At 68.6% G+C, this 23571-nt stretch carries 24 protein-coding genes; 12 read left to right on the forward strand and 12 right to left on the reverse strand.

Going from position 1 to position 23571, the window contains the following annotated elements; all coding sequences use genetic code 11:
- Positions 1-4 precede the first annotated feature (4 nt).
- From BDK89_RS06710 to BDK89_RS06730, 5 genes are all read left to right on the forward strand, one after another.
- Positions 5-223, forward strand: coding sequence for a YlxR family protein (locus tag BDK89_RS06710; RefSeq protein ID WP_166657431.1), 219 nt, complete (start codon positions 5-7; stop codon positions 221-223).
- 69 nt (positions 224-292) lie between these two features.
- Entirely contained in the window at positions 293-3142 is a 2850-nt protein-coding gene (infB, locus tag BDK89_RS06715) for a translation initiation factor IF-2 (RefSeq protein ID WP_133868210.1), read from the forward strand.
- Positions 3143-3271: 129 nt separating this feature from the next.
- The gene (rbfA, locus tag BDK89_RS06720; RefSeq protein ID WP_133868211.1) at positions 3272-3652 is read left to right on the forward strand and encodes a 30S ribosome-binding factor RbfA; all 381 of its coding nucleotides are present in this window, start codon (positions 3272-3274) and stop codon (positions 3650-3652) included.
- A complete protein-coding gene (truB, locus tag BDK89_RS06725) occupies positions 3652-4536 on the forward strand; it encodes a tRNA pseudouridine(55) synthase TruB (protein ID WP_133868212.1) in 885 nt (294 codons plus the stop codon). The genes rbfA and truB overlap by 1 nt, the downstream gene beginning before the upstream one ends.
- Before the next feature lie 57 nt (positions 4537-4593).
- Positions 4594-5538 (forward strand): bifunctional riboflavin kinase/FAD synthetase, encoded by a 945-nt coding sequence (locus BDK89_RS06730; protein ID WP_166657432.1) that lies wholly within the window; start codon positions 4594-4596, stop codon positions 5536-5538.
- Between the two features lie 75 nt (positions 5539-5613).
- Here the strand turns inward: BDK89_RS06730 and BDK89_RS06735 are convergent, their stop codons facing one another.
- From BDK89_RS06735 to BDK89_RS06745, 3 genes are all read right to left on the reverse strand, one after another.
- Positions 5614-6798: an ABC transporter substrate-binding protein gene (locus BDK89_RS06735; protein ID WP_133868214.1), complete on the reverse strand. Its 1185-nt coding sequence runs from the start codon at positions 6796-6798 to the stop codon at positions 5614-5616.
- A gap of 101 nt (positions 6799-6899) precedes the next feature.
- Positions 6900-7664 carry an ABC transporter permease gene (locus BDK89_RS06740; protein WP_133868215.1) on the reverse strand — a complete coding sequence of 255 codons (765 nt, stop codon included), beginning with the start codon at positions 7662-7664 and terminating at the stop codon, positions 6900-6902.
- Entirely contained in the window at positions 7657-8427 is a 771-nt protein-coding gene (locus tag BDK89_RS06745; protein ID WP_208293988.1) for an ABC transporter ATP-binding protein, read from the reverse strand. The genes BDK89_RS06740 and BDK89_RS06745 overlap by 8 nt, the downstream gene beginning before the upstream one ends.
- Before the next feature lie 134 nt (positions 8428-8561).
- Between BDK89_RS06745 and rpsO the strand changes: the two genes are divergently transcribed.
- The 3 genes from rpsO to BDK89_RS06760 all read left to right on the forward strand — a co-directional run bounded on the left by rpsO (position 8562) and on the right by BDK89_RS06760 (position 9738).
- A complete protein-coding gene (gene rpsO, locus BDK89_RS06750; protein ID WP_133868216.1) occupies positions 8562-8825 on the forward strand; it encodes a 30S ribosomal protein S15 in 264 nt (87 codons plus the stop codon).
- Positions 8826-9024: 199 nt separating this feature from the next.
- Complete coding sequence (locus BDK89_RS06755) at positions 9025-9378, forward strand: hypothetical protein (RefSeq protein ID WP_208293989.1); 354 nt, start codon at positions 9025-9027, stop codon at positions 9376-9378.
- A gap of 120 nt (positions 9379-9498) precedes the next feature.
- Entirely contained in the window at positions 9499-9738 is a 240-nt protein-coding gene (locus BDK89_RS06760; RefSeq protein ID WP_133868218.1) for a hypothetical protein, read from the forward strand.
- Between the two features lie 75 nt (positions 9739-9813).
- Here the strand turns inward: BDK89_RS06760 and BDK89_RS06765 are convergent, their stop codons facing one another.
- The 7 genes from BDK89_RS06765 to BDK89_RS06795 form a co-directional block, all read right to left on the reverse strand.
- Positions 9814-11010: a phosphotransferase family protein gene (locus tag BDK89_RS06765; RefSeq protein ID WP_133868219.1), complete on the reverse strand. Its 1197-nt coding sequence runs from the start codon at positions 11008-11010 to the stop codon at positions 9814-9816.
- A gap of 88 nt (positions 11011-11098) precedes the next feature.
- Complete coding sequence (locus tag BDK89_RS06770) at positions 11099-11761, reverse strand: response regulator transcription factor (protein ID WP_133868220.1); 663 nt, start codon at positions 11759-11761, stop codon at positions 11099-11101.
- On the reverse strand, positions 11758-13206 hold the full coding sequence (locus BDK89_RS06775; protein WP_133868221.1) for a sensor histidine kinase: 1449 nt from the start codon (positions 13204-13206) through the stop codon (positions 11758-11760). Before BDK89_RS06775 ends, BDK89_RS06770 begins: the two co-directional genes overlap by 4 nt.
- Complete coding sequence (locus tag BDK89_RS22380; RefSeq protein WP_133868222.1) at positions 13199-13726, reverse strand: hypothetical protein; 528 nt, start codon at positions 13724-13726, stop codon at positions 13199-13201. Before BDK89_RS22380 ends, BDK89_RS06775 begins: the two co-directional genes overlap by 8 nt.
- Positions 13727-13825: 99 nt before the next feature.
- On the reverse strand, positions 13826-14971 hold the full coding sequence (locus BDK89_RS06785; RefSeq protein WP_133868223.1) for an acyl-CoA dehydrogenase family protein: 1146 nt from the start codon (positions 14969-14971) through the stop codon (positions 13826-13828).
- A 66-nt stretch (positions 14972-15037) separates the two neighbouring features.
- A complete protein-coding gene (locus tag BDK89_RS06790; RefSeq protein ID WP_133871006.1) occupies positions 15038-15688 on the reverse strand; it encodes a DUF4389 domain-containing protein in 651 nt (216 codons plus the stop codon).
- A gap of 243 nt (positions 15689-15931) precedes the next feature.
- Positions 15932-16126, reverse strand: coding sequence for a hypothetical protein (locus tag BDK89_RS06795; RefSeq protein ID WP_133868224.1), 195 nt, complete (start codon positions 16124-16126; stop codon positions 15932-15934).
- A 46-nt stretch (positions 16127-16172) separates the two neighbouring features.
- Between BDK89_RS06795 and BDK89_RS06800 the strand changes: the two genes are divergently transcribed.
- The 3 genes from BDK89_RS06800 to dapB all read left to right on the forward strand — a co-directional run bounded on the left by BDK89_RS06800 (position 16173) and on the right by dapB (position 20196).
- Positions 16173-16610, forward strand: coding sequence for a VOC family protein (locus BDK89_RS06800; protein ID WP_133868225.1), 438 nt, complete (start codon positions 16173-16175; stop codon positions 16608-16610).
- A 337-nt stretch (positions 16611-16947) separates the two neighbouring features.
- Entirely contained in the window at positions 16948-19332 is a 2385-nt protein-coding gene (locus BDK89_RS06805) for a polyribonucleotide nucleotidyltransferase (protein ID WP_133868226.1), read from the forward strand.
- A gap of 90 nt (positions 19333-19422) precedes the next feature.
- Complete coding sequence (dapB, locus tag BDK89_RS06810) at positions 19423-20196, forward strand: 4-hydroxy-tetrahydrodipicolinate reductase (protein WP_133871007.1); 774 nt, start codon at positions 19423-19425, stop codon at positions 20194-20196.
- Positions 20197-20653: 457 nt separating this feature from the next.
- On the opposite strand, the gene tpx is transcribed toward dapB, so the two are convergent.
- Positions 20654-21151 carry a thiol peroxidase gene (gene tpx / locus BDK89_RS06815; RefSeq protein ID WP_133868227.1) on the reverse strand — a complete coding sequence of 166 codons (498 nt, stop codon included), beginning with the start codon at positions 21149-21151 and terminating at the stop codon, positions 20654-20656.
- Between the two features lie 37 nt (positions 21152-21188).
- On the reverse strand, positions 21189-21845 hold the full coding sequence (locus BDK89_RS06820; protein ID WP_133868228.1) for a hypothetical protein: 657 nt from the start codon (positions 21843-21845) through the stop codon (positions 21189-21191).
- A 77-nt stretch (positions 21846-21922) separates the two neighbouring features.
- Between BDK89_RS06820 and BDK89_RS06825 the strand changes: the two genes are divergently transcribed.
- Positions 21923-23551 (forward strand): long-chain fatty acid--CoA ligase, encoded by a 1629-nt coding sequence (locus BDK89_RS06825; protein ID WP_133868229.1) that lies wholly within the window; start codon positions 21923-21925, stop codon positions 23549-23551.
- The last annotated feature ends 20 nt before the right edge of the window (positions 23552-23571 follow it).

The following is a 23571-nucleotide window of genomic DNA, read 5'->3' on the forward strand; positions in this document are numbered from 1 at the left end:
CTGCGTGGGCTGTCGGCGACGACGTCCGCAGCACGAGCTGGTCCGATGCGTCCTCGACGCCGACGGACACGCTCGTGTCAGCCGCACCGCGCCCGGGCGCGGCGGCTGGATCTGCGGTGTCGAGTGCCTCGACGCAGCCCGCAAGGCACGCGGGTTCGAACGGGCGTGGCGGGTACGGTCCGCCGCCGACGCCTACGACCGACTCCGAGACGAACTGAACTGACCGAATGAGAGGGTGGCGAACGTCGCCGCCCCTGCGAGACTGACGACGACGAAAGGGTGCACTGAGAGCGTGGCGAAGAAGATTCGAGTACATGAACTGGCGAAGGAGCTCGGCATGACGAATGCCGAGACTGTCGACCTCGCCGACAAGCTGGGCATCCCGGTCAAGAGCCACTCGTCGTCGATGAACGAGCCGTACGCCGACATGGTGCGCCGCCGCGCCGAGCGCGACGGCCTCACTCGCGACGAGCAGCCTGCCGAGCCGGAGCCCGAGAAGAAGCCGCGGAAGAAGAAGGCCGCTGCGAAGAAGAAGGCTGCTGCCAAGAAGAAGGCTGCCGCACCCGCACCGGCACCCGCCGACGAGCCGGCAGCCGACGAGCCCGCTCCCGAGCCGGCCAGCTCGCCGGCGCCCGAGCCCGCTCCGGAACCGGCACCCGAGCCCGTGAGCTCGCCCGCACCGGAGCCGGTGAGTTCGCCCGCACCGGAGCCCGTCAGCTCGCCCGCTCCCGAGCCGGCACCCGAGCCCGTGAGCTCGCCCGCGCCGGAGCCCGCTCCTGCGCCGGCCCCCGAACCCGCCGCTGCCGAGGCGCCCGCCGCCGAGGCCCCGGCGCCCGCACCTGCCCCGGCCGCAGAGCAGCGCGTCATCTCGAGCCCGGGTCCCGAGTCGGCCGGTGAACGAGTCATCTCGAGTGGCCGCCCCGATCCGTCGGGTCCGCCGCCCAAGCCCGCCGCCCCGCCGCCCGCCGCGGCCAAGCGCGATGCACCTCCGAAGGCCCCGGCCGGTCCGCCGCGTACGGCGTCCGGCAAGCCGATCCCGCCGCCGCCCGGTCGTCCGGTCTCGGCGTCGGGCAAGCCTATTCCGCCGCCCCCCGGCCAGGCCCGTCCGGCCGGCTCGCGTCCGAGCCCCGGCGGTCGTTCCGGCGGTTACGCCGGCCGCCCTGGTGGCGGTGGCCCCGGTGGTGGCGGTCCGCGCCCCTTCGGCGGCCCCGGTGGAGGCGGCCCCGGCCGTCCCGGTGGCGGTCGCCCGAGCGGCCAGCGTCGCCCACCTCGCCGCAGCAAGCGCCGTCGTCGTCGCGATCGCGACGAGTTGCAGCCGCAGGAGCAGAGCTACACCGCCGCCGACGCGCCGGTGCCCGAGGGCACCATCGTCGTCGAGCGTGGTGTGTCGGCACAGGAGTTCGGCCCGAAGCTGAACCGCACCGCTGCCGACGTGGTGAAGTTCCTGCTCAACCACGGTGAGATGGTCGCGTCGACCATGGCCCTGTCCGACGATCACATGGAGCTGTACGCGCTCGAACTCGGCGCCGACCTGCTCCTCGTCGACCCGGGTCAGCAGCAGGAGATCGAACTCCAGGCGATGTTCGACGACAGCGACGACGACGACGAGACGCTCCTCGCGCCGCGCCCGCCGGTCATCACCGTCATGGGTCACGTCGATCACGGCAAGACGACGGTCCTCGACCGCATCCGCTCGGCCAACGTCGTCGATGGCGAAGCGGGTGGCATCACCCAGCACATCGGCGCCTACCAGGTGGAGAAGGACGGCAAGAAGCTGACCTTCATCGACACCCCGGGTCACGCTGCGTTCACCCAGATGCGTGCACGTGGTGCCCAGGTCACCGACATCGTCGTCCTGGTCGTCGCGGCCGACGACGGCGTCATGCCCCAGACGATCGAGGCGATCAACCACGCCAAGGCGGCTGAGGTGCCGATCGTGGTCGCGGTCAACAAGATCGACAAGGAGAACGCCGACCCGCAGCGTGCGCTCAGCGAACTCGCCGAGCACGAGCTGGTCCCCGAGGCATGGGGCGGCGACACCATCGTCGTCGAGATGTCGGCGCTCGAGAACCTCGGCATCGACGACCTGCTCGATCAGCTCAACGTCGTCGCCGAACTCGAAGAGCTCGACGCCAACCCGACGGGTCGCGCCAAGGGCATCGTGCTCGAAGCGAACCTCGACAAGGGTCGTGGCCCCGTTGCGACGATCCTGGTCGACAAGGGCGAACTGAAGGTCGGCGATCCGATCGTGGCCGGCCCCTCGTGGGGTCGTGTGCGAGCGATGATCAACGATCGCGGTGAGCAGATCAAGGTCGCCGGTCCGTCGACGCCCGTCGAGGTGCTCGGTCTGTCGTCGGTCCCCGAAGCGGGCGACGAGTTCCGTGCCGCTCCCGACGAGAAGACGGCCCGCACGGTCGGTGAAGCTCGCGAGTTCCACCGCAAGGTCCGCGACCAGCGCGGCGACGCTCGTGTCAAGAGCGGCGTCAAGCTCGAGGACATCTTCGATCAGATCCAGTCGGGCGAGTCCGCGACGCTGAACCTGATCCTGAAGGCCGACGTGCAGGGTTCGCTCGAAGCGGTCACCGAGAGCCTTCGTAAGCTCTCGACCGACGAGGTCGACGTCACGTTCGTGCACCGCGCCGTGGGTGGCATCACCGAGAACGACATCACCCTCGCCGCGACGACGAACTCGACGATCATCGGCTTCAACGTGCGTCCCGACCGCAAGGCTCGCGACGCCGCCGACACCGAGAGCGTCGAGATCCGTACCTACGAGATCATCTACAAGCTGCTCGAAGACATCGAGCAGGCGATGGTCGGCATGTTGGCGCCGGAGTTCGAGGAAGTCGTCACCGGCGACGCCGAGGTGCGCGAGATCTTCCGGGTTCCGCGCATCGGTGCGATCGCAGGTTGCATGGTCCAGAACGGGGTCATCACCCGTGGCTCGAAGGTGCGCTTCCTGCGCAACGGCACGATCATCTGGAAGGGCGAGATCTCCTCGCTCAAGCGCTTCAAGGACGATGCACAGGAAGTCCGTGCGGGCTTCGAGTGCGGTATCGGCCTGAGCGACTTCCAGGATCTCAAGCCCGGCGACATCATCGAAACCTTCGACGAAGTCCAGGTCGAACGAACCCTCAGCTGAGTCGGGCCAGATCCCACGAACGGTCGGTTGATGTCAGACATCAACCGACCAGGCGGCGGGACGTCACGTTCCAGCACGGTCGGTTGATGTCTGACATCAACCGACCGTTGTCGTCGGTAGGGTCTCGGTATGGCACGTGGACGCAACTCCGGTGGGCATCGATACCCGCGGTCGGCTCGGGTGGGGGAGACCCTGCGCGAGATCATCGCCGAGGAACTGGTTCGCATCGACGACGAACGTCTCGAGTTCGTCACCGTCACCGGCATCGACGTCGACAACGAACTGAACCGCGCCCACGTCTACTTCGACTCGCTCGCCGGTGAGGAAGGCGACGACGAGATCATCGAGGCGCTGAACGACCATCGCACCCGACTCCAGTCGTCGATCGGCAAGCAGATCCGCGCCAAGAAGACCCCGATCCTCGACTTCCAGGCCGACATCGCCCTCCGTTCGGCCGAGCGAATCGACGACATCCTCCGCGAAGACCGTCAGCGTCGCAGCGAGAGCTGATGGCCCGCCGCAAGCCGGCGACGACCCACGGGTTGTGCGTCGTCGACAAACCCGCCGGCGTCACCAGCCACGACGTCGTCGGCATGCTGCGCAAACGGTTCGGTGAGCGCCAGGTCGGCCACGCCGGCACCCTCGATCCCGACGCGACCGGCGTGCTCGTCGTCGCCGTCGGCATGTCGACCAAGCTCCTCCGGTTCATCGAGAAGACGACGAAGCGCTACGAGGGTGAGGTCGTGCTCGGCACCGAGACGTCGACGCTCGACGCAGCCGGCGAGGTCACGGCGACGCACGACATGGGCGACATCAGCGTCGAGCAGGCCCAGACCGTCGTCGACGAGCACCTGACCGGTCCGATCGAACAGGTCCCGCCGATGGTGTCGGCCATCAAGATCGACGGGAAGCGGCTGCACGAACTCGCTCGCGAGGGGATCGAGGTCGAGCGTCCACCACGCCCGGTCACGATCCACGAGTTCCGGGTCACCGGCCGACCCGAGCCCGGCGTGTTGTCGATCGACGTCACCTCGTCGGCGGGCACCTACGTCCGCACGCTCGCCGCCGACCTCGGTCACCTGCTCGGCGGTGGCGCCCACCTCCGCAACCTGCGGCGGACGGCGGTCGGCGAGTTCACCCTTGCCGAGGCCGCCGGGCCGGACGACTGCGAACTCCTTCCGGTGTCGACCGCCGTGCGCGGGCTGGCACGGGTCCCGGCCGACGACAACCTGGCCGCGCTCGTCGCCAACGGCCGGGTCCTGCCCCGCCCGATCGAGATGGGCGACGGACCGTGGGCGGTGTTCGGACCCGACGACACCTTGATCGCCGTCTACGAGTCGTTCGGCGACGGTCAGGCCAAGCCGGCCGTCGTGCTCCCGACCGCCCAGCGCTGACCGCCGGAGATCGCCCGAATCAGCAGTGGCGCCGGCCTGCCGCTAGCGTCGTGCGACGTGCAGGTCGTCACCGATTGCTCCCTGATTCCGTTTCCGGGCGAGGACGCCGTCATCACGATCGGCGCCTACGACGGACTCCATCTCGGACACCAGACGGTGATCGCCGAGGTCGTCGAACAGGCGAAGCGAACCGGGCGCCGATCCGCCGTCGTCACCTTCGACCGCCACCCGGCCGTCATCGTCCGGCCCGAATCGGCGCCGAAGCTCCTGACCGACCACGAGCAGCGCATGGAACTGCTCGAGGCGACCGGGATCGACGCTGCGGTCGTGCTGCCCTTCGACGAAGCGCAGTCGCAGGAAGCGCCGATCTCGTTCATCGAACGGGTGCTCGTGCGGTGCCTGTCGACCAAGCTGATCGTGGTCGGTGCCGACTTCCATTTCGGCCGCAACCGGGAAGGCAACGTCGAGCTTCTCCGTGAGGTGGGCAAGACATACGGCTTCGAGGTCGCGCCGGTCGTGCTGATCCCACGCGCCGACGGAGTCGACGAGCCGGTCAGCAGTACGGCGATCCGCCGCGCGCTCGCCGGCGGCAACGTCGAGATGGCATCGGCGATGCTCACCCGTCCGTTCGAGGCACGCGGCAAGGTCGTCCAGGGCGATCAGCGGGGCCGGCTGTTGGGTTTCCCGACGGCGAACGTGGAGGTGCCGAACCGCACCTGCCTGCCTGCCGACGGTGTCTATGCCGGATGGTACGAGCGGCCCGACGGTACGACGCATCCGTGCGCGATCAACCTCGGTCGTCGTCCCACGTTCTACGAGCACGCCGACTCGTCACTGCTCGAAGCCCACCTGATCGGCTTCGAGGGCGACCTCTACGGCGAGGCGGCCAAGATCCGGTTCACCAACTTCCTGCGCTCCGAGCGCAAGTTCGACGGCATCGACGCCCTCGTCGCCCAGCTCAACGCCGACGTCGACCACGCCAAAGAACTCCTCGGCGTCTGACCGCCGGACGAATGGGGTCGGATACGTTTCGTCGGGACCGACGAGACGTATCCGACCCCATTCGTCGCTGGAGGGTCAGCCGGGCCAGATGATCTGGCCGTCGGCGTCGTAGAGGCCGGCAGCCAGGTCGGCGTCGTAGCGGCCTTCGACCGACGGAGCGCCGGCGTCGCCGTAGAAGCCGACCTCGTCGTAGGCGGCGATCTGTGCGGCGAGCTCCTCGGGGACGACGACGCCCGGGAACGACCCGTCCGGCGTCGACGCGACGATCGCCGCTGCGTCGGTCTCGACTCGGAAGGTCTCGCCCTCGATCGTCAGGAAGTTCGAGTTGCCGTTCGCCTCGACCAGCTCGAACGCGGCCGCGGCGGCAGCGGCCGGGTCGGCGATCGTGTCGGCGAGACCCTGCAAGGTCGCCCGCATGAAATCCTCGGCGGCGGTCGGGTGCTCGGCGAGGAACTCGGCGTTCGTGTAGATGAGGCCGAACGAGCCCGGCACGTCGAAGTCGGCCGGGTCGTAGAGATCGAACACTTCGCCGCCGCGCTCCAGAGCGCCCGGCTCGTTGCTGCGCCAACCGGGCAGCGCCGCGATCTCCTCGATCGCCCAGTGGGCGAATGGGTCGAAGCCGTCGAGCAACGCGGTCTGGAAGTCGTCACCCTCGACCAGGTCGGCCTCCTGTCGGAGCATGACGGCGATCGCCGGAGCGAGCGCACCCTTGATCCCGATCGTCTGGCCGGCCAGCTCGTCGAGCGAGGTGGCCCGATCGGGCTTCACCATGAGGACGTCGACCGCCACGTAGCCGTCGACGGTCAGCGCCACGAGGTCGGCCTCGTTCGACTCGGCCTGGGTGGCGAGCTCGGAGAACGACCCCGACGACGCGAACTGGGCCTGGTTCGCAGCGACGAGCGGATAGTTCGCGGTCGAGAAGCTCGGGGTGATCTCGACGTCGAGGCACAGGTCGTCGTAGTAGCCGGCCTGGTCGGCGACGAGGACCTCGATGATCGATGCCGCCGCTGCGTAGTCGAACCCGGTCAGGTAGCCGATCGTGCCGGCAGCCTGGTTCGCCTCGCACCGCTCCTCGGGGAACGCCTCGCCGGCGACTACCTCGAGCGAGTCGCCGCCCGACGCTGTGGTCGTGTCGGACGCTGCGGTCGTGTCGGTCGTATCGCCGGTGTCGGTCGTGTCGGCCGACGCGTCGTCGTCACCGCCGCACGCGGCGAGGGTGATCGAGGCGGCTGCCAGCAGGGCGATCGTGGAACGCATCATCGGGTTCTTCCAGACGTCGGGTCGGTGCGAGCGAGGTCGCGCGAATGGTCTGGGGGAGTGTAGGAGGGTTCGGTTCGGAAACCGAACTCACTCCGCCGCACTCAGCGCTGTGACTGGTGCCAGCGCAGCGTCGAGCGCTCGACGACGGCGACGATGACCTGGGCGAGCAGCCCGAGCACGGCGGTGCACAGGATCGTCGTCCAGAGGCCCTCGCCATCGCTGAACGAGGCAGCGCGGCGGCCGGTGTCACCCAGCCCGTCGAGTCGGAGGGCGGCCCCCTCGGCGAAATAGGCGGCGCCGAGCCCGAGACCGATGTTGAAGCGCATCGCCGTGAACAACGACGGCAGTGCCGATGGCAGACGCAGTCGCCACAGTACCTCCCACTTCGAGGCGTCGATCGAGGCGAACAACTCTCGAGCCGCCGGATCGGCCGATCGCATGCCGCCCACCGTGGCGTACACGAACGCCGGGATCGTCACGAACGCCACGAGGAACACGACCGCGCGCTGGCCGCTCCCGACGATGAGGACAACGGAGGTGATGTAGGCCACCCACGGGGTGACCATGATGAGGACGAGCATCGGTTGCGAGGCGTGTTCGAGCGGACGGATCGCCGCCAGCGCCGCTCCGATCAGGAGCGAGATCGCGAGCGAGATCGCCAACCCGTATACGAGATGGCGCCCGGTGATCCAGGCGTCCTGGAGGTACGGCCCGGGATCGTCGACGAACGTCGACACGATCCTGCTCGGAGCGAGCAAGACCATGGGCCGCACGTCGAGCAGTCGAACGATCGTCTCCCAGAACCCGATCAGCACGACGGTGCCGATCACCGTCCACAGCGCGGTGTTGCTGCGACGCTCACTCACGGCCGGCTCCGGACATCAGCGTCGTGCGCAGCGACGACTCGAGCGCGAAGAAGCGCGGGTCGTCCTCCAGCTCGGGGCGGCGCGGGCGGGGGAGCCCGACGTCGATCGTGTCGACGATCGAGCCCGGGCGTGGGCGCATCACGGCGACGCGATCGGAGAGGAAGACGGCCTCGGCGAGCGAGTGCGTCACGAACACGACGGCGGCACCGGTCGGCTCGCACAGCTCGGCGAGCAGGTGTCGCATGTCGGCCCGTGTGATCTCGTCGAGCGCGGCGAACGGCTCGTCCATCAGCAGGTAGCGCGCGCCGAGCGCGAAGGCCCGGACCAGACCCACCCGCTGCTGCATGCCACCCGACAACTCGTGTGGGTACGCCTGGCGGAACTCGCCCAGCCCGACCCGCTCCAACAGATCGATCGGATCGGGCGGGGCCGCCGGGTTCGCGGACGAGTTGAGATCGAGCAGCAGCCGGGCGTTGGCCTCCACGGTGCGCCAGGGCAGGAGCGCCGGGGATTGCGGGATGAACCCGATCCGCTTCGCCTTCCGTGCGGCGTCAGGCGTCGACCCGTCGATCGTGATCGAGCCGCCGGTCGGACGTTCGAGTCCGGCGATCATGCGGAGCAGCGTCGTCTTGCCGCATCCGCTGGGGCCGATCAGCGTCACGATCTCGCCGGCGTCGATCGAGAGTTCGACGGGGGCCAGCGCCTCGAGGTCGCCGAACCGCTTCGATGCGCTATCGACACGGATGCCCGGCACAGTGGTCACGGCGCGGAGGGTATCGGTTGTCTGGCGGCACCGGCGGCCGTAGCCTTGCAGGGTCCGTCGAGGCCAAACCTTCGGCGTGATGCGACCGCTCCGACCGGGGCGGCGCGACCTCCAAACCAGGAAGGCAGTTCCCCATGGCGCTCACGCCCAAGGCCGACATCGTCGCGAAGTATGGCAAGTCCGACGGTGACACCGGTTCCCCCGAAGTCCAGATCGCGCTCCTCTCGGACCGCATCGCTCACCTCACCGAGCACCTCAAGACGCACCCGAAGGACCACCACAGCCGCCGCGGGCTGCTGATGCTGGTCGGTCGTCGTCGCCGTCTGCTCGACTACCTCAACGAGGTCGACGTGGAGCGCTACCGCGCCCTCATCGCCGACCTCGGCCTGCGCCGCTGACCCGACGCCGGGCAGATCGCACGATCTGATCCGGAGTCAGCGAACGCTGTGAACTGAACGAACCCGGGACCCGCAGGGCCCGGGTTCGTCCGCGTGTGGGGCCCGGCCGCTGCGGTGCCGCACCCCGAGGCTCGGACGCCCAGGCGATTCAATCCACCAGGTGTCCACGGGTGGACGCCGAGGCGATTCAATCGACCAGGTGTCCGCTTCAGGGGAGACACCGGGCGTCTCGGCCGTGGGCGCGAAGGAGCCCGGGCGCGGGCGGCCCGGGCTCGTTCGGTTCTGCGGGACGTTCGGTCAGTCGGCCGAGTCGGGTGAGTCGACGCTCGCCGGCGATGCTGGGCTGACCGGGGACACGGGGCTGACCGGCGACGCGGGGCTCACGGGTGACACAGGGCTGACCGGGCTGACCGGCGACACGGGGCTGACCGGGCTGACCGGGGACACGGGGCTGACCGGGCTGACGGGTGACACGGGGCTGACCGGGGACACCGGGCTCACGGGCGACATCGGGCTGACCGGGCTCATGGGGGAGTCGGCCTCGTCGGCCTGACCGGTGGTGGTCGGGGCGGCGACGCTCGGGGCCGACAGCGGCGACGGTGCCGATACCTCGTCCGCGACGGTCGTGGGCGGGACCGATGACGTCGTCGGGGAGTCGGATACCACCGTCGTGGTGGGGGCGACCGTTGCCGCCGACGCGAAGTCAGTCGACGTCGTCGGGATCACCGGCGCCGACAGCCGGGGCACCGACACGACCTGCTCGTCGAGCACGACACTGTCGGGCAGGGACGGGGATTCGGACGGTGCGGCGATGGCGAAGCCGCCGATCGCGACGCCGGTGATCGTGCCGACGGTCGCTGCGATCTTCCAGTCGATCTTCTTGCTGTTCATGGCTGTTCCTCTCGGTGGCTGATCCCGGCTGGCCCGGGCTGAGACTCATGGTGCGGGGCGGTCGTGTGACGCCGGTGAGGCGCCGCTGAGACATCTCTCATGTGGCGGCCTCCAGATGGCGTTCGGCCAGATCGACGACGGCGTCGGTCGTGCGTCGCCAGTCCTCGTGTTGCAGACGGAACGGTCCGGTCGCCAGTCCGATCAGCACACCGGCGACCCGATGATCGAGGTCGGCTGGCGTGAACCGCCGGCACATCGCCGAACGGATCCCGTCGGCGACGGCGTCGATCGACGGATCGTCGGCGGCGAGCGCGCGGAACCGGAGGTGAGCGAGGAGCGTGCCGGCGTCGTCGAGCGGGTCGCCCGGGCCGGCGTCGTCGATGTCGAGCAACCCGATGATCCGCTCGTCGTCGACGACCAGCTGCGATTCGTGGAGGTCGCCGTGTGCGGTGGCGACTGTCGGGGCGGGCGCCGAGGCCGTCAACTGCCCGATCAGGTCGTCGAGCCGTGTGCGGAGCGACGGTTCGACCGCCGCGAGCATCGCAGCGTGGTGCGGTGCGTCGTCGAGCCGGGACCTTACGGGTGGGAGCCCGCCGAGGTCGACCGTCGACATCGTGTCGATGAGCTCGCGGTAGGCATTGGCCGGCGGGTGCTCCGATCGGCCGGCCTTCAGCCGGTCGCGCAGTGTCGTGCCCTCCAGTGCTCCCATCGCGATCCACCCGGTTCCGGAGGCCTCGACCCTCGGGACCGGAAGCCCGGCGGCCGCCAGAGTCTCGTGTCGGGTGACGAGGCCGTCGACGGCGGCGGGCGCGACGACTTTGAGGTAGATCGACCGGCCGTCGCCGGTGGCGCGAACGACTGCTCGCTCGGTCGGGCGGTACGCAACGACCTCGAGCGATGGCCGACCGCCGACCAGCCCGGCGAGGTGCTGCACTGCGAGGTGTGGTGTCACCATCGTCTCGAGGGCCGACAGAACGGGATCGAACGGCCATCGCCACACGCCGACCTTCAGGTGCTCGCCGCTCGGCGACACGGCCTCCACCGGCAACGTTCCGGTCGGGATCCCGTTCGTCGTGGTGCCGGCGAGAACGGTGTCGTCGATCGTCGAACCATTGCGCTCGATCCGGCATCGATACCGGACCACCAGGTCGGATGCCGGCCGGTACTGGACCTGACTGGTGTGGCAGTCGACCAGACGGCCGCCCGATGCGTGCACGGCAGGCCTGAGCACATCAGGAGCGCCGTCACCGGTGAGGTGAACGGCCGCCGGCAGCAGTGGGTCTGCGATCAACACACGACGATCGTGTGAGCCGGGGATAAGAGCTCGATGACGACTCGATGAGAAACCTCTCACGGAACCGTCGACGACCGCGCCTGCTCGATCAACCCGTCAGTCGATACCCCATGCCGCGCACGGTTTCGATCGTGTCCTCACCCAGCTTGCGGCGTAGGTACCGCACGTACACGTCGACGACGTTCGATCCGGGGTCGAAGTCGTAGCCCCACACGTGCGACAGCAACTGCTCGCGTGACAGCACGTGGTTCGGATGGCGCATGAACGTCTCGAGCAGTGCGAACTCGCGAGCGGTCAGCTCCACGGTGCGATCGCCGTGCGTCGCTCGGCGGGATCGCAGGTCGAGCTGCACGTCGCCGACCTCGAGCACCGTTGCCTCGGTCGAGGCGTCGTCGGCTCGGAGACGCAGCCTGATCCGAGCCAGCAGCTCCTCGAATCGGAACGGTTTGGTGATGTAGTCGTCCGCGCCCTGTTCGAGCGAGCCGACGGTGTCTTCGACGCCGTCGCGGGCGGTCAGCACGAGGATCGGCAGCCGCTCGCCTCGCGCTCGCACCGCACGCAGGACGTCTCGCCCGTCGAGTCCGGGCAGGCCCAGGTCGAGCACGACGAGATCGAACGAGTCGTCGCGCGCGAGGGCGGCGGCACTCTGGCCGTCGCCGACAGCGACCGTGCTGTAGCCGTTGGCGCGCAGGCCCTTCTCGAGGAACGACACGATGCGCTCCTCGTCCTCGGCGATCAAGATGCGGGTCACGGAAACTCCTCGGCGATCGGGTCGAGTGGCAGTTCGATGGTGAAGCGAGCGCCGCCGGCGGGATCGTTGGCTGCCTCGGCGTGTCCACCGTGGCCGCGGGCGATGGCGTCCACGATCGAGAGTCCGATCCCCATGCCTTCCGAGCGGTGGGCTCGGCTCGCAGCACCGCGGAAGCGGCGTTCGAAGAGCTGATCGACGACGTCGGGGTCGATGCCGGGGCCCGAGTCGAGAACCCAGATGCGAACCGCGTCGGCAGTCGTGTCGACGCCGAGTGTGATCGAGTCGCCCGCCCGTGTGTGCTGGACGGCGTTCGACGCGAGGTTCAACACCGCCTGCACGAGTCGCGCTCGGTCGGCCAGCAGTGCCACCGAGCCCGGAGCGGGGTTGCCGACGAGTGCCCACTCGCGCTCGCCGAGTGTTCGGACCCGATCGTCCAGCGTGGTCGCCAGTTCGCCGACATCGACCGGTTCGAACCGGAGGAACTCGCCCGTCTCCGCTTTCGCCAGCACCAGGAGGTCGGTGACGTATCGGTTCATGCGATCGAGTTCGTCGTTGATCGTCTCGATCCCGGCCGCTCGTTCCGTCGGGTCGTCGCCGAGGAGATCGACGTTGCCCTGCACGATCGTGATCGGGGTGCGGAGTTCGTGCGCGACGTCGTCGAGGAACTGACGCTGCTGGTCGAAGCCCGCTTCGAGTCGGTCGACCATCTCGTTGAACGTCGTGCCGAGTTGGGCGAGCTCGTCGTGGCCGGTGACCTCGATCCGCTGCGACAGGTCGGTCTCGGAGATCCGGCGCGCCGTCGCGGTCAGTTCACGAACCGGGCGCAGGACGCGACCCGACAACGTCCAGGCGAGCAGCGCCGACGCCACGAGCACGACGAGGCCCGCCACCGTGAGCACGCGAACCACGACCAGAATCTCGTCGCGGTCGTCGTCGGTGAAGTGGGCGACGACGAACACCCCGCTCACGTCTCCGGCGGAGCCGAGTGGCACGGCGAGATAGCGCATCTCGCCGACGTCGGTCGACACGGTGTTGCGAGACGGCGCCGTGACGGCCGCCCATTCGGCGGCCAGATCCGGATCGTTCCAGACCGCTCGTGGTGCATCGAAACTCGACAGGAAGCCCTGACCGCCGACGAGCGTGAAGAACGCCTCGTCGGTGGCCGGCACGTTGCGACGCAGGAACGTGTCGAAGATCGCCTCGACGTCGGTACCGAACGGCTCGCCGGTCACGGGGTCGTCACCCTCGGCGAGCTTGCGGAGTTCCTCGACCTCCTGGGTGAGGGCCTGATCGACCTCGTTCGCCAGTCGGCCCATGAGGACTTGGCGCGTCAACAGGATCGAGATCGCCAGCGCCGCCGCCAGGAGGACGACATAGCCGACCACGATCCGGATCCGGATCGACGACCACCACCGGGACGGGGCCGCTCCGGCCTCCTCAGTCATCGTCGGGCTCGTCGGGCTCGTCCGGTTCGTCCGGTTCGTCCGGTTCGTCGGGCTCGTCGGGCTCGTCCGGTTCGTCCGGTTCGTCGGGCTCGTCCGGTTCGTCGGGCTCGTCCGGTTCGTCGGGTTCGTCCGGTTCCTCATACGCGTCATCGTCATCGTCATCGTCGGCGATCGTCGCCGGTACCGGGGCGGGGAGCGGGGCGGTCCGAGGCGGCGCGGTCGGAGCGGGCTGTTCCGACGGTCTGGTGGTGACGGCCGGATTCGATGACGGGGTCGAGTCCGGAGCCACCGTCGTGGTGGTCGTCGTCGTGGATGAAGCGACGGTGGACGAGGCCGATGAGCTCGTCGGCTCGGTCGTGGTCGTCGTCGAGGTGGTGCTGCTGGTGGTGGTCGTGCTCAGCTCGATCGGTGCGACGTCGGTCGGGTCGTCGTCGATGGCACCAGCAACGACCGCAATGATGCCCATCCCGATCAGGACAGCGGCGACGAACACGCCGACGAAGCCGAGCACGCGAATCATGTGCGGTCGACTGCCTCCGGCTGGTGCATGGGCACACCGTCGTCGACGACGGCAGGCGCCGAATGAGACGGAGATGAGAAGATCCTCATCTCCGCGAAGCTAGGCGGTGAAGCCGTCGAGGCGGGCAAGCACCTGGAGCATGACCTCGTCGGCCCCGCCGCCGATGCTGGTGAGTCGGTTGTCGCGGAGGAAGCGGGCGGTCCAGTTCTCCTCGACGTAGCCGATACCGCCGTGGAACTGCAGGCACTCGTCGGCGATCTTGCGGATCAGGCGACCCGCGGTGAGTTTCGCGATCGTCGCCTGCCGGGTGGTGTCGTCGCCGGCCTGGTACCGCTCGGCGATCGAATGGTTGTACGTGCGGAGCAGATCGAGTTCGGCCGACAGCTCGGTCAGCTTGAACTGGATGTACTGCTTGGCGAGGAGCGGTTCGCCGAACACGTGCCGCTCGCGGAGGTACTCCGCCGTACGTGCGAGGGCGATCTCGCCGGCCCCGACGACCGAGTAGGCGCCCCACATCCGTTCGACGACGAACTGGGCCATCTGCTGCTGGAAACCGCGACCGATCTCGCCGATCGTGTTGGCGACCGGCACGCGGCAGTCGTCGAAGCTGAGCAGGCCCGTGTCGGACGCTCGCATGCCGAGCTTGTCGAGCCTCTTCGACACGCTGAAGCCGGGCGTGTCGGTCGGGACGATGATCTGGCTCATCCCGGCATAGCCGCCCTCGTCGGAGGTGCGGGCCAGCACGCACAGCCAGTCGGCCTGGAGCGAGTTGGTGATCCACATCTTCGAGCCGTTGATCACCCACTCGTCGCCGTCGCGGACTGCGCGGGTGCGGATGCCGGCGACGTCGGAGCCGTGGTCGGGTTCGCTGACGGCGATCGACGCAACCGCCTCGCCCCGCAGCGCCGGCGCCAGAAACTGTTGCTTCTGTTCCGGCGTGCCGAACTTGGCGAGCGACGGTGTCGCCATGTCGACCTGCACGCCGAGCGCCATCGGGAGCGAGCCGTGGTCGCAGCGCCCGAACTCCTCGGCGAGGATGACGGTGAAGAAATGGTCGGCGCCCTGGCCGTCGTACTCGGGTTCGTACTCGAGGCCGAGCATGCCGAGCTTCGCCATCGACGAGAAGATGTCGTGGAGCGGCATCATCTCGGCCGCCTCCCAGTCGGGGATGTTGGGATTGATCTCTCGCTCGACGTAGTCGCGCACCATCGCCCGGAAGGCTCGGTGCTCCTCGGTTTCACGCATGCCGGCGACAGTACGCAAGCCGACCCCGACCGACGTCATCGGGTCGACGGTTCGGACAGCAGCCGGTCAGCGGAGTGAGAAGGGCGGATAGCGGTCGGTGGTGAGGAGGAAGGCGTAGGCGTTGACACGGAGCCACCACCGACCGACACCGACGACGTAGTCGAACAGACCTCGCGGGTATCGGCCGGTGAAGATGATCGCGAACCAGGCGATGACGACGGCGAAGAAGGCGCCGATCGCCAGGAACACCAGCACGATGTAGTGCGGGATCGCGAGGAACCACTTCACGAGCGGCATGCCGCGCATCAGGTCTCGCTCGGCGTCCGGATAGTCGACCTCGAGGGCCACCGACTGGCGATCCTCCGTCGACGGGTACCGGTCGGTGAGCAGGACCACGTAGGCCCAGACGCGGTAGCCGAAGCGCGTCAGCTCGAGCGCGAAGTCGAACCACCAGCGCGGGTATCGCTTCCTGAACAGGATCATCAGGAGCGTGGCCATGAACAGGCCGCCGGCAATGCCCCCGGTCGTCACGGTCGTCCATTCGCCACTCTCGCTCTGGGTCCACTGCGTCCCGCCGCCGGACAGGATGTCGAACAGGATCGCGATCGGGATGACCAGGATGATCCGGAACGCCGTCGAGGCCCGGCCGAGTCGCTCCGGGTAGTCGACCTCGAGCGTCGCCGGATACGGGCCTCCGGCAGGCGCGCCGGGTTCCATCGGCGGTGCGGGCGGCGTTGGGGGAGGTGGGGGAGGCGGCGGTGGTGGGGGAGGTGGCGGTGTCCCGAACACTCCCGGCTGGTCGGTCGTCATGAGGTCCTCCTCGGTCGAACTGCGCCGACCAGCATGACCGCCTCGAACATCGAGCGCGCGAACCCGACACCGGTCAGAGCGACGGGTTGTCGGTGGTGATGGCCGTGGTGTCGGTGAGGGGCGGCGTCGAACGAGTCGGCGCCGATCGGTTCACCGCCGGGTCGACGACGGTACGAGCAGCACGGTTCCGATCATCAGGATGGCGACGGCGACGCCGACCCAAGCCACGAAGCCCCATGGCGACTCGAGGTTGGCGAGGGCCGCGATCGTCGTCGCTGCGGCGACAGCGACCAGACCGAGCAGTGCCGCCGCCAGCGTCCAGCGGTCTCGCGGTCGGTTCGCCATGCTCGTGAGCCTAGATCGGCCACGGAACACGGGTACGGTGCCGGGCGTGGGGATCGAGTTGGCGAACGTCGGGATCGCAGTCCGTGACATCGAGGAGGCGATCGCGTTCTTCACCGACCTCGGGCTGACGGTGCTCGGGCGCGACGAGGTGAGCGGTGACTGGGTCGACACTGCCGTCGCGCTCGACGGTAATCACACCAAGATCGCCATGCTGCAGACTCCCGGCGGGGGCGGCGTGATCGAGCTGTTCGAGTACATCCACCCCGATGCGATCGAGCCCGAGCCTGCCGTGCCGAACCAGATCGGCATGCATCGGGTGGCCTTCTCGGTCGACGACCTCGACGCTGCGCTCGAGATCGCTGCGAAACACGGCTGCCACCCGCTTCGAGGCGTCGCCGACTACCAGGACCTCTGCCGACTGACGTACGTGCGCGGCCCCAGCGGCATCATCGTGATGCTCGCCCAACAACTCGCCACCGGGTGAGCTGTGTCGCACCTGCGCCGGCAAGCGGATAGGGCTCGGCCCGGTAGCGGTCGGCCCATGATCCGTTGGAGTCGTCGGAGCGTTGTGTCGTGTCGGGCTCCTGACGACCCGATGAGAGGTGCCGACACCATGTCGACACCATTGGGGTGCAGGTCAGGTAAGATGACCGCCGGTTCGTGGAAGGTCCACGGGCTGCAAACCGAGCGATCAATGGGTTGGTTGCCGGTTGCCGACTCCGTCGGCCCTCGCCGGGCCAGAACGGGCTTGCCAACTGGGAACCGGCTCGATCGCTCCAGAGCGGCGCAAGCGATGCGCTCGCGCCGGAAAGGAGCCATTCGTGGCTGACCCCATCCGCGTCTCCGGACCCATCTCGGGTACCGACAAGACGCTCACCTTCGAGACGGGCAAGTTCGCCCCGCAGAGCCAGGGCGCCGTCGTGGCGTCGATCGGCGGCACGAAGGTCCTCACCACCGCCAACGCGGCCAAGGACGTCCGTCCGGGCATGGATTTCTTCCCGTTGACGGTCGACGTCGAAGAGCGTGCCTACGCCGCCGGCAAGATCCCCGGTTCGTTCTTCCGTCGTGAAGGCCGCCCGACCGAGGAAGCGATCCTCACCTGCCGTCTCACCGACCGCCCGCTGCGCCCCTCGTTCCCCGAAGGCTTCCGCAACGAGACTCAGATCGTCACGACGGTCCTCGGTGCCGACCAGGAGAACCAGCACGACGTGCTGTCGATCAACGCCGCCTCGGCCGCCCTGTCGATCTCGGGCATCCCGTTCGACGGCCCGCTCGGCTCGGTCCGCATGGCCTACACCACCGAAGGCACCTGGATCCCGCACCCGACGTACCAGGAAGTCGAAGACGGCACCTTCGAGATCGTCGTCGCCGGCCGTGAACTCGACAACGGCGACGTCGCCGTCATGATGGTCGAGGCCGGTGGTACCGAGAAGAGCTTCTACTACTACGAAGACGGCGCTCCGAAGGTCGACGAGGCCGTCCTCGCCGACGCCCTCGAGGCCTGCAAGGTCTGGATCAAGGAGTCGATCGCCCTCCAGCGTCAGCTGGTCGCCAGCGTCATCGCCACCCACGGCCCGATCGAGCCGATGTCGTTCAACGCCGCCGTCGACTACACCCCTGAGGTGTTCGCTGCGGTCGAGGGTCTCGTCACCGACGAAGTCGCCGAAGCGGTCAAGATCGCCGGCAAGCACGAGCGCAACGCCGCCACCGACGCCGCGTCGGCGAAGGCTCTCGAGGCGCTCTGCGCCGAGGGCGCCGAGTTCGAAGGCCAGGAGAAGGCCGTCAAGGAAGCGGTCCGCAGCCTCACCAAGAAGCTGGTCCGCAAGCGGATCATCGACGAGGGCCTCCGCATCGACGGTCGTGGCACCGCCGATCTGCGCCCGGTCTCGGCCGAGGTCGGCGTCCTGCCGACCGCCCACGGCTCGGGCCTGTTCCAGCGTGGCGAGACCCAGGTGATGAACATCCTCACCATGGCCATGCCCCGCATGAACCAGATGATCGACTCGCTCTCGCCCTACGACGAGAAGCGCTACCTGCACCACTACAACATGCCGCCGTGGGCCAACGGTGAGACCGGCCGTGTCGGTTCGCCGAAGCGTCGCGAGATCGGTCACGGTGCGCTCGCCGCCCGTGCGGTCCTGCCGGTCGTCCCGACCCAGGAAGACTTCGCCTACACCCTGCGTCTCGTGTCGGAAGTGATGTCGTCGAACGGTTCGACGTCGATGGCGTCGGTCTGCTCCTCGAGCCTCTCGCTCATGGACGCCGGTGTGCCCACCCGTGGCGCCGTCGCCGGCATCGCGATGGGTCTCATCAAGGAAGGCGACCAGTACGTCACCCTGACCGACATCCTCGGAGCCGAGGACGCGTTCGGTGACATGGACTTCAAGGTCGCCGGTACCTCCGACGCGATCACCGCCCTCCAGCTCGACACCAAGATCGACGGCATCCCCGCCGACGTCCTGAAGGCTGCGCTCGAGCAGGCCAAGGTCGCCCGCACCGAGATCCTCGAGGTCATGAACGCCGCCATCGCCGCCCCGCGCGACGAGGTCGCCGACACGGCACCGAAGATCAAGACGATCACCATCCCGATGGACAAGATCGGTGAGGTCATCGGCCCCAAGGGCAAGGTCATCAACACGATCCAGCAGGAGACCGGTGCCGACATCAGCGTCGACGACGACGGTGCTCAGGGCTTCGTGACCATCGGCGCCGTCGAGGCGTGGCGGATGGAAGAGGCGATGACCCAGATCATGAACATCGTCGACCCGCCGAAGGCCGAGATCGGCAAGACCTACATGGGTCGCGTCGTGAACATCACCAAGTTCGGTGCGTTCGTCAACATCCTCCCGGGCCGTGACGGCCTCGTGCACATCTCGAAGCTCGGTGGCGGCAAGCGCATCAAGTCGGTCGAGGACGTGCTCGAGCTCGGCCAGGAGATCGAAGTCGTCGTCGAGGAGATCGACGACCGCGGCAAGGTCAGCCTGACCCCGGCCGGTGCCGTCGAGGCCCCGAGCGGCAACGGCGACGGTGGCTCGGACGACGACTCGAGCGACAACGGCTCGTCCGACGACGTCGAGACCGTCTCGTTCGAGGAGAGCTTCGACGCGGAACTCGCCGACGAACTCGGCGACCTCGGTCCGGCGGGCGAGAAGCCCCGCAGCGACCGTGGCGACCGCGGCGGCCGTGGCCGTCGCCGTCACCGCTGATCGTCACTGACGACCTGACATCCTGATCGACGCCCGGACGGTTCGCCGTCCGGGCGTCGTCGCGCCCGGGCGGGTACCGTGCACCCCATGATGCGAGTCGGTGTGCACGGAGCGGTCGGGCGGATGGGGACGGCGGCGTGTGAGGCCGTGGCCGGGGCGGACGACCTCGAACTCGTCGCGGCCGTCGATCGAGCGGCGCCGGGCGAGGAGCGTGGTGGGATCGCGGTGTCGGGTGAACTGAAGGCGTTCGCCGACGCCGAGTGCGACGTCGTTGTCGACTTCACCGTCGCCGATGCCGCCCGCGTCGCACTGCCCTGGCTGGCGATGCACGGCATCCACGCCGTGACCGGCACGACCGGGTGGTCGGACGCCGATCTCGACGAGTTGCGTTCGGCGTTCGGCGACGGCCCGGCCCACTGCCTGATCGCACCGAACTTCGCGATCAGCGCGGTGTTGATGATGCGCTTCGCCGAGCTGGCGGCCCCGCACTTCGACACCGCGGAGATCATCGAGTACCACCACGACCGCAAGGTCGACGCCCCGTCGGGGACGGCGACGGTGACCGCCGACCGGATCGCCGCCGCACGCGGTGACGCGCCGTGGAACCCCGACCCCACCGAGCACGAGGTCTACCCGGGGGCGCGCGGGGGAGCGGGTCCGGGCGGCATCCGGGTGCACGGCGTGCGCATGCACGGCATGGTCGCCCACCAGGACGTCATCTTCGGTGCCGAAGGGCAATCGCTCACGATCCGTCAGGACAGCTACGACCGCAGCAGCTTCATGCCGGGCGTGCTGCTCGCCTGCCGCCGGATCGCCGACCACCCCGGCGTGGTCATCGGGCTCGACACCTATCTCGGCGTCTGAGGTCCGACCCGGCCCTGCCCCGGACGCCTGGTGGATTAAATCGCCTGGGTGTCCACGGGTGGACGCCTGGTGGATTTAATCGCCTGGGTGTCCGGGCCTTGGGGGTGGTGGCGTCGGGTAGCGAGGCATGGCGCTGCCCCGGACGCCTGGTGGATTTAATCGCCTGGGTGTCCACGGGTGGACGCCTGGTGGATTTAATCGCCTGGGTGTCCGGGCTCCGGGGTGGGTGGTGAGCGTGGTGGAGCGGGCCGGGGAAGAAACCCGGAGAAATTTCGAGAATCGTGTATCAGGGGGTCCCAGGGTGCCTCTGTGGGGGTGCACATGCGGGAACCATGGCCGCTATGGGTCGGGGCGCTCCGGGCGGGGGCGCCCCGACCAGCGGACGGGCTGGTCGGGTGATTCGGCGGGAACACACGACCAGCAGCGGGCTCGGACGAGCCGAGCGGGCGGGCTCGGCTCAGCCGAGCGCAGCGAGGGCGGCGTCGTAGTCGGGCTCGTCGGCGATCTCACCGACCAGCTGGGTGTAGGCGACGTCGCCGTTCTCGTCCACCACCACGACCGCACGAGCCATCACGCCGGCGAGCGGGCCCTCGGTGAGGCGGACGCCGTACTGCTCGGCGAAGTCGCTGCGGAAGCCCGAACCGGTCTTCACGTTCTCGATGCCCTCGGCGCCACAGAAGCGGCCGGCGGCGAACGGCAGATCTTCGGAGACGCAGAGCACGACGGTGTCGTCGAGGCCGGCCGCCTTCTCGTTGAACTGGCGCACGCTCTGCGCGCACGTCGGGGTGTCGATGCTCGGGAAGATGTTGAGGACGACCTTCTTGCCGGACAGGTCGCCGCTCGAGATCTCGGACAGGTCGCTGCCGACCAGGCTGAACGACGGCGCCGACGAACCGACTGCCGGCAGGTCGCCGCTGGTGTTGAAGGGGTTACCGCGAAGGGTCACTTGTGCCATGCGGGCATTGTGGCACGCAGGAAACCCCGCCGGTTCGTCAGAGTTCGAACCGACGGCCCCGCCACAGGTTGAGCGCGACCGTGGCAGCGGTCAGGCCGATGGCGATCACGAGTGCGGGGGTCTGGTAGCGGTTGAGGAAATCGAGCACCGTGTCGATCTCGTCGTCGGCGATCTGGGCGACCCACCACCAGAGCAAGAGCCGCAGGACGATGCCGACCGTCACCAGGAACACGAGCCGGGGGATCTTCGTCTTGACGATGCCGGTGATCGCCGCGACGAGGTTCGATCCGGTGAAGAACGGGACGACGACCCACTCGGCCTTGTGGAACATGCGGATCATCTGGTTCATCTGGTCGCGTTGCACGCCCATGAAGCGCCCCATCCACACCAGCACCTTCGTGCCGTACGCACGGCCGATCAGGTGACAGACGGCGTAGGCGAGTCCGAGTCGGAGCCCGGCGATGACGCCGTACGACACCCACGAGATGTCGGATCCGAGCGCGAGCAACAGGTGGCGCACCCGACTGTGGAGCATCAACAACCCCTCGGGGTTGTCGTTCGCCCAGCTCGGAGCGACGGCGGTGCCGATGTACCCGAGGATCACGAGGACGACCCAGGCACCGACGGCGACCGGCCCCCACCAGGGAACGGGTTCGTCGGGCGCCTCGAGCGGCGCGGTCTCGGCCTCGGTCATCGACCCGACGCTACCGCTCGCACCGACGGTGCGGTTCGACACGCAGGGCGCTTCGGAGCATGACTACCGTTTCCGTCATGCAGGGGTTGATGCAAGACGTTCCGTTGACGATCACGCACTTGTTCGATCGTGCCGAGCAGTACCACCGTCACAAGGAGATCGTGACGGCCACCGGGTCGGGTCGAGAACGCATCACCTACGGCGACTGGGCCGAACGCACCCGCCGACTCGGCGGCGTGCTCGACGACCTCGGCATCACCGACGACGGTCGGGTCGCCACCTTTGCGTGGAACACGGCACGCCACCTCGAGCTCTACTTCGCTGCGCCGTGCACCGGCCGGGTGCTCCACACGCTCAACATCCGGCTGTTCCCGGAGCAGCTGACCTACATCGTCAACCACGCCGACGACGAGGTGATCTTCGTGGACCGGTCGCTGCTCGGGCTGCTGGCGCCGCTGTTGCCGACGTTCGAGCGGTTGAAGCACCTCGTGTTGATGGACGACGGGGTGGGCGACATCCCCGACGATCTGAACGGTCACGAGCTGCTCGATTACGAGCAGCTGCTGGCCGCGGCGTCGCCGGTCGAGTTCGCGGTCGACGACGAGCACCGCGCGGCGAGCATGTGCTACACGAGCGGCACCACCGGCAACCCGAAGGGCGTGCTCTACAGCCATCGCAGCACCTATCTCCACACGATGGGAGCGATGACCGCCGACTCGCTCGGCGCGCGTGAGTCCGACGTGATCCTGCCGGTCGTGCCGATGTTCCACGCCAACGCCTGGGGGCTCGCCCATGCCGGTGTCGCCGCCGGTTCGACGCTCGTCATGCCGGGCCCCGACCTGTCCGGTCCGGCCATCGCCGATCTCGTCGTCGACGAGCGGGTCACGGTCGCCGCCGGCGTGCCGACCATCTGGATGCAGGTGTTGCCCGAGCTGAAGGGCCGCGACACCTCGTCGCTGCGCGCGATCCCGTGTGGCGGTTCGGCGGTGCCGAAGGCATTGTCGGAGGCGTACCGCGAGCAGCTCGGCAAGCCGATCCTGCAGGCGTGGGGCATGACCGAGACGAGCCCGATCGCCGCGGTGTGCCAGCTCGACGCCGACGAGCTGTCGCTGCCGGTGGAGGAGCAGGCCGAGCTGCGCACGATGGTCGGACGAATCAACTTCGGTGTCGAGATGCGGGTCGTCGACCCCGACACCCAGGAGCCGGTGCCGTGGGACGCCGAGAGTTCGGGCGAGCTCCAGTGCCGAGGCAACTGGATCGCTGCGACCTACTACAACGACGAGCGGGCCGGCGACAGCTTCACCGCCGACGGCTGGCTCCGGACCGGCGACGTCGCCTCCGTCGACCAGCGCGGCCGGATCCGGCTCGTCGACCGGACGAAGGACCTCATCAAATCGGGCGGCGAGTGGATCTCATCGGTCGAACTCGAGAACGAGCTGATGGCGCACCCGAAGATCGCCGAGGCTGCGGTGATCGGTGTGCCACACGCCCGCTGGTCGGAGCGACCGCTCGCCTGTGTCGTGGTGGCGCCGGGGGAGGAGGTGACCAAGGACGAGGTCATCGAGTACCTCGCCGACAAGGTCGCCAAGTGGCAGCTCCCCGACGACGTCGTCTTCATCGACGAGGTGCCCAAGACCAGCGTCGGCAAGTTCTCGAAGAAGACGCTGCGCGACGAGTTCGGCGCCTACATCCTCCCTGGTCAATAACGAAGTTTTCGGAATAACGC

The organism is Ilumatobacter fluminis (assembly GCF_004364865.1).
Taxonomy (GTDB): Bacteria; Actinomycetota; Acidimicrobiia; order Acidimicrobiales; family Ilumatobacteraceae; genus Ilumatobacter; species Ilumatobacter fluminis.

Bases quoted from the DNA above. Each gene is read 5' to 3' on its own strand.
- rbfA (WP_133868211.1), top strand. From the start codon at position 3,272: ATGGCACGTGGACGCAACTCCGGTGGGCATCGATACCCGCGGTCGGCT.
- truB (WP_133868212.1), top strand. From the start codon at position 3,652: ATGGCCCGCCGCAAGCCGGCGACGACCCACGGGTTGTGCGTCGTCGAC.
- BDK89_RS06735 (WP_133868214.1), bottom strand. From the start codon at position 6,798: ATGATGCGTTCCACGATCGCCCTGCTGGCAGCCGCCTCGATCACCCTC.
- rpsO (WP_133868216.1), top strand. From the start codon at position 8,562: ATGGCGCTCACGCCCAAGGCCGACATCGTCGCGAAGTATGGCAAGTCC.
- BDK89_RS06775 (WP_133868221.1), bottom strand. From the start codon at position 13,206: ATGACTGAGGAGGCCGGAGCGGCCCCGTCCCGGTGGTGGTCGTCGATC.
- BDK89_RS22380 (WP_133868222.1), bottom strand. From the start codon at position 13,726: ATGATTCGCGTGCTCGGCTTCGTCGGCGTGTTCGTCGCCGCTGTCCTG.
- BDK89_RS06785 (WP_133868223.1), bottom strand. From the start codon at position 14,971: ATGCGTGAAACCGAGGAGCACCGAGCCTTCCGGGCGATGGTGCGCGAC.
- BDK89_RS06790 (WP_133871006.1), bottom strand. From the start codon at position 15,688: ATGGAACCCGGCGCGCCTGCCGGAGGCCCGTATCCGGCGACGCTCGAG.
- BDK89_RS06795 (WP_133868224.1), bottom strand. From the start codon at position 16,126: ATGGCGAACCGACCGCGAGACCGCTGGACGCTGGCGGCGGCACTGCTC.
- dapB (WP_133871007.1), top strand. From the start codon at position 19,423: ATGCGAGTCGGTGTGCACGGAGCGGTCGGGCGGATGGGGACGGCGGCG.
- tpx (WP_133868227.1), bottom strand. From the start codon at position 21,151: ATGGCACAAGTGACCCTTCGCGGTAACCCCTTCAACACCAGCGGCGAC.
- BDK89_RS06820 (WP_133868228.1), bottom strand. From the start codon at position 21,845: ATGACCGAGGCCGAGACCGCGCCGCTCGAGGCGCCCGACGAACCCGTT.
- BDK89_RS06825 (WP_133868229.1), top strand. From the start codon at position 21,923: ATGCAGGGGTTGATGCAAGACGTTCCGTTGACGATCACGCACTTGTTC.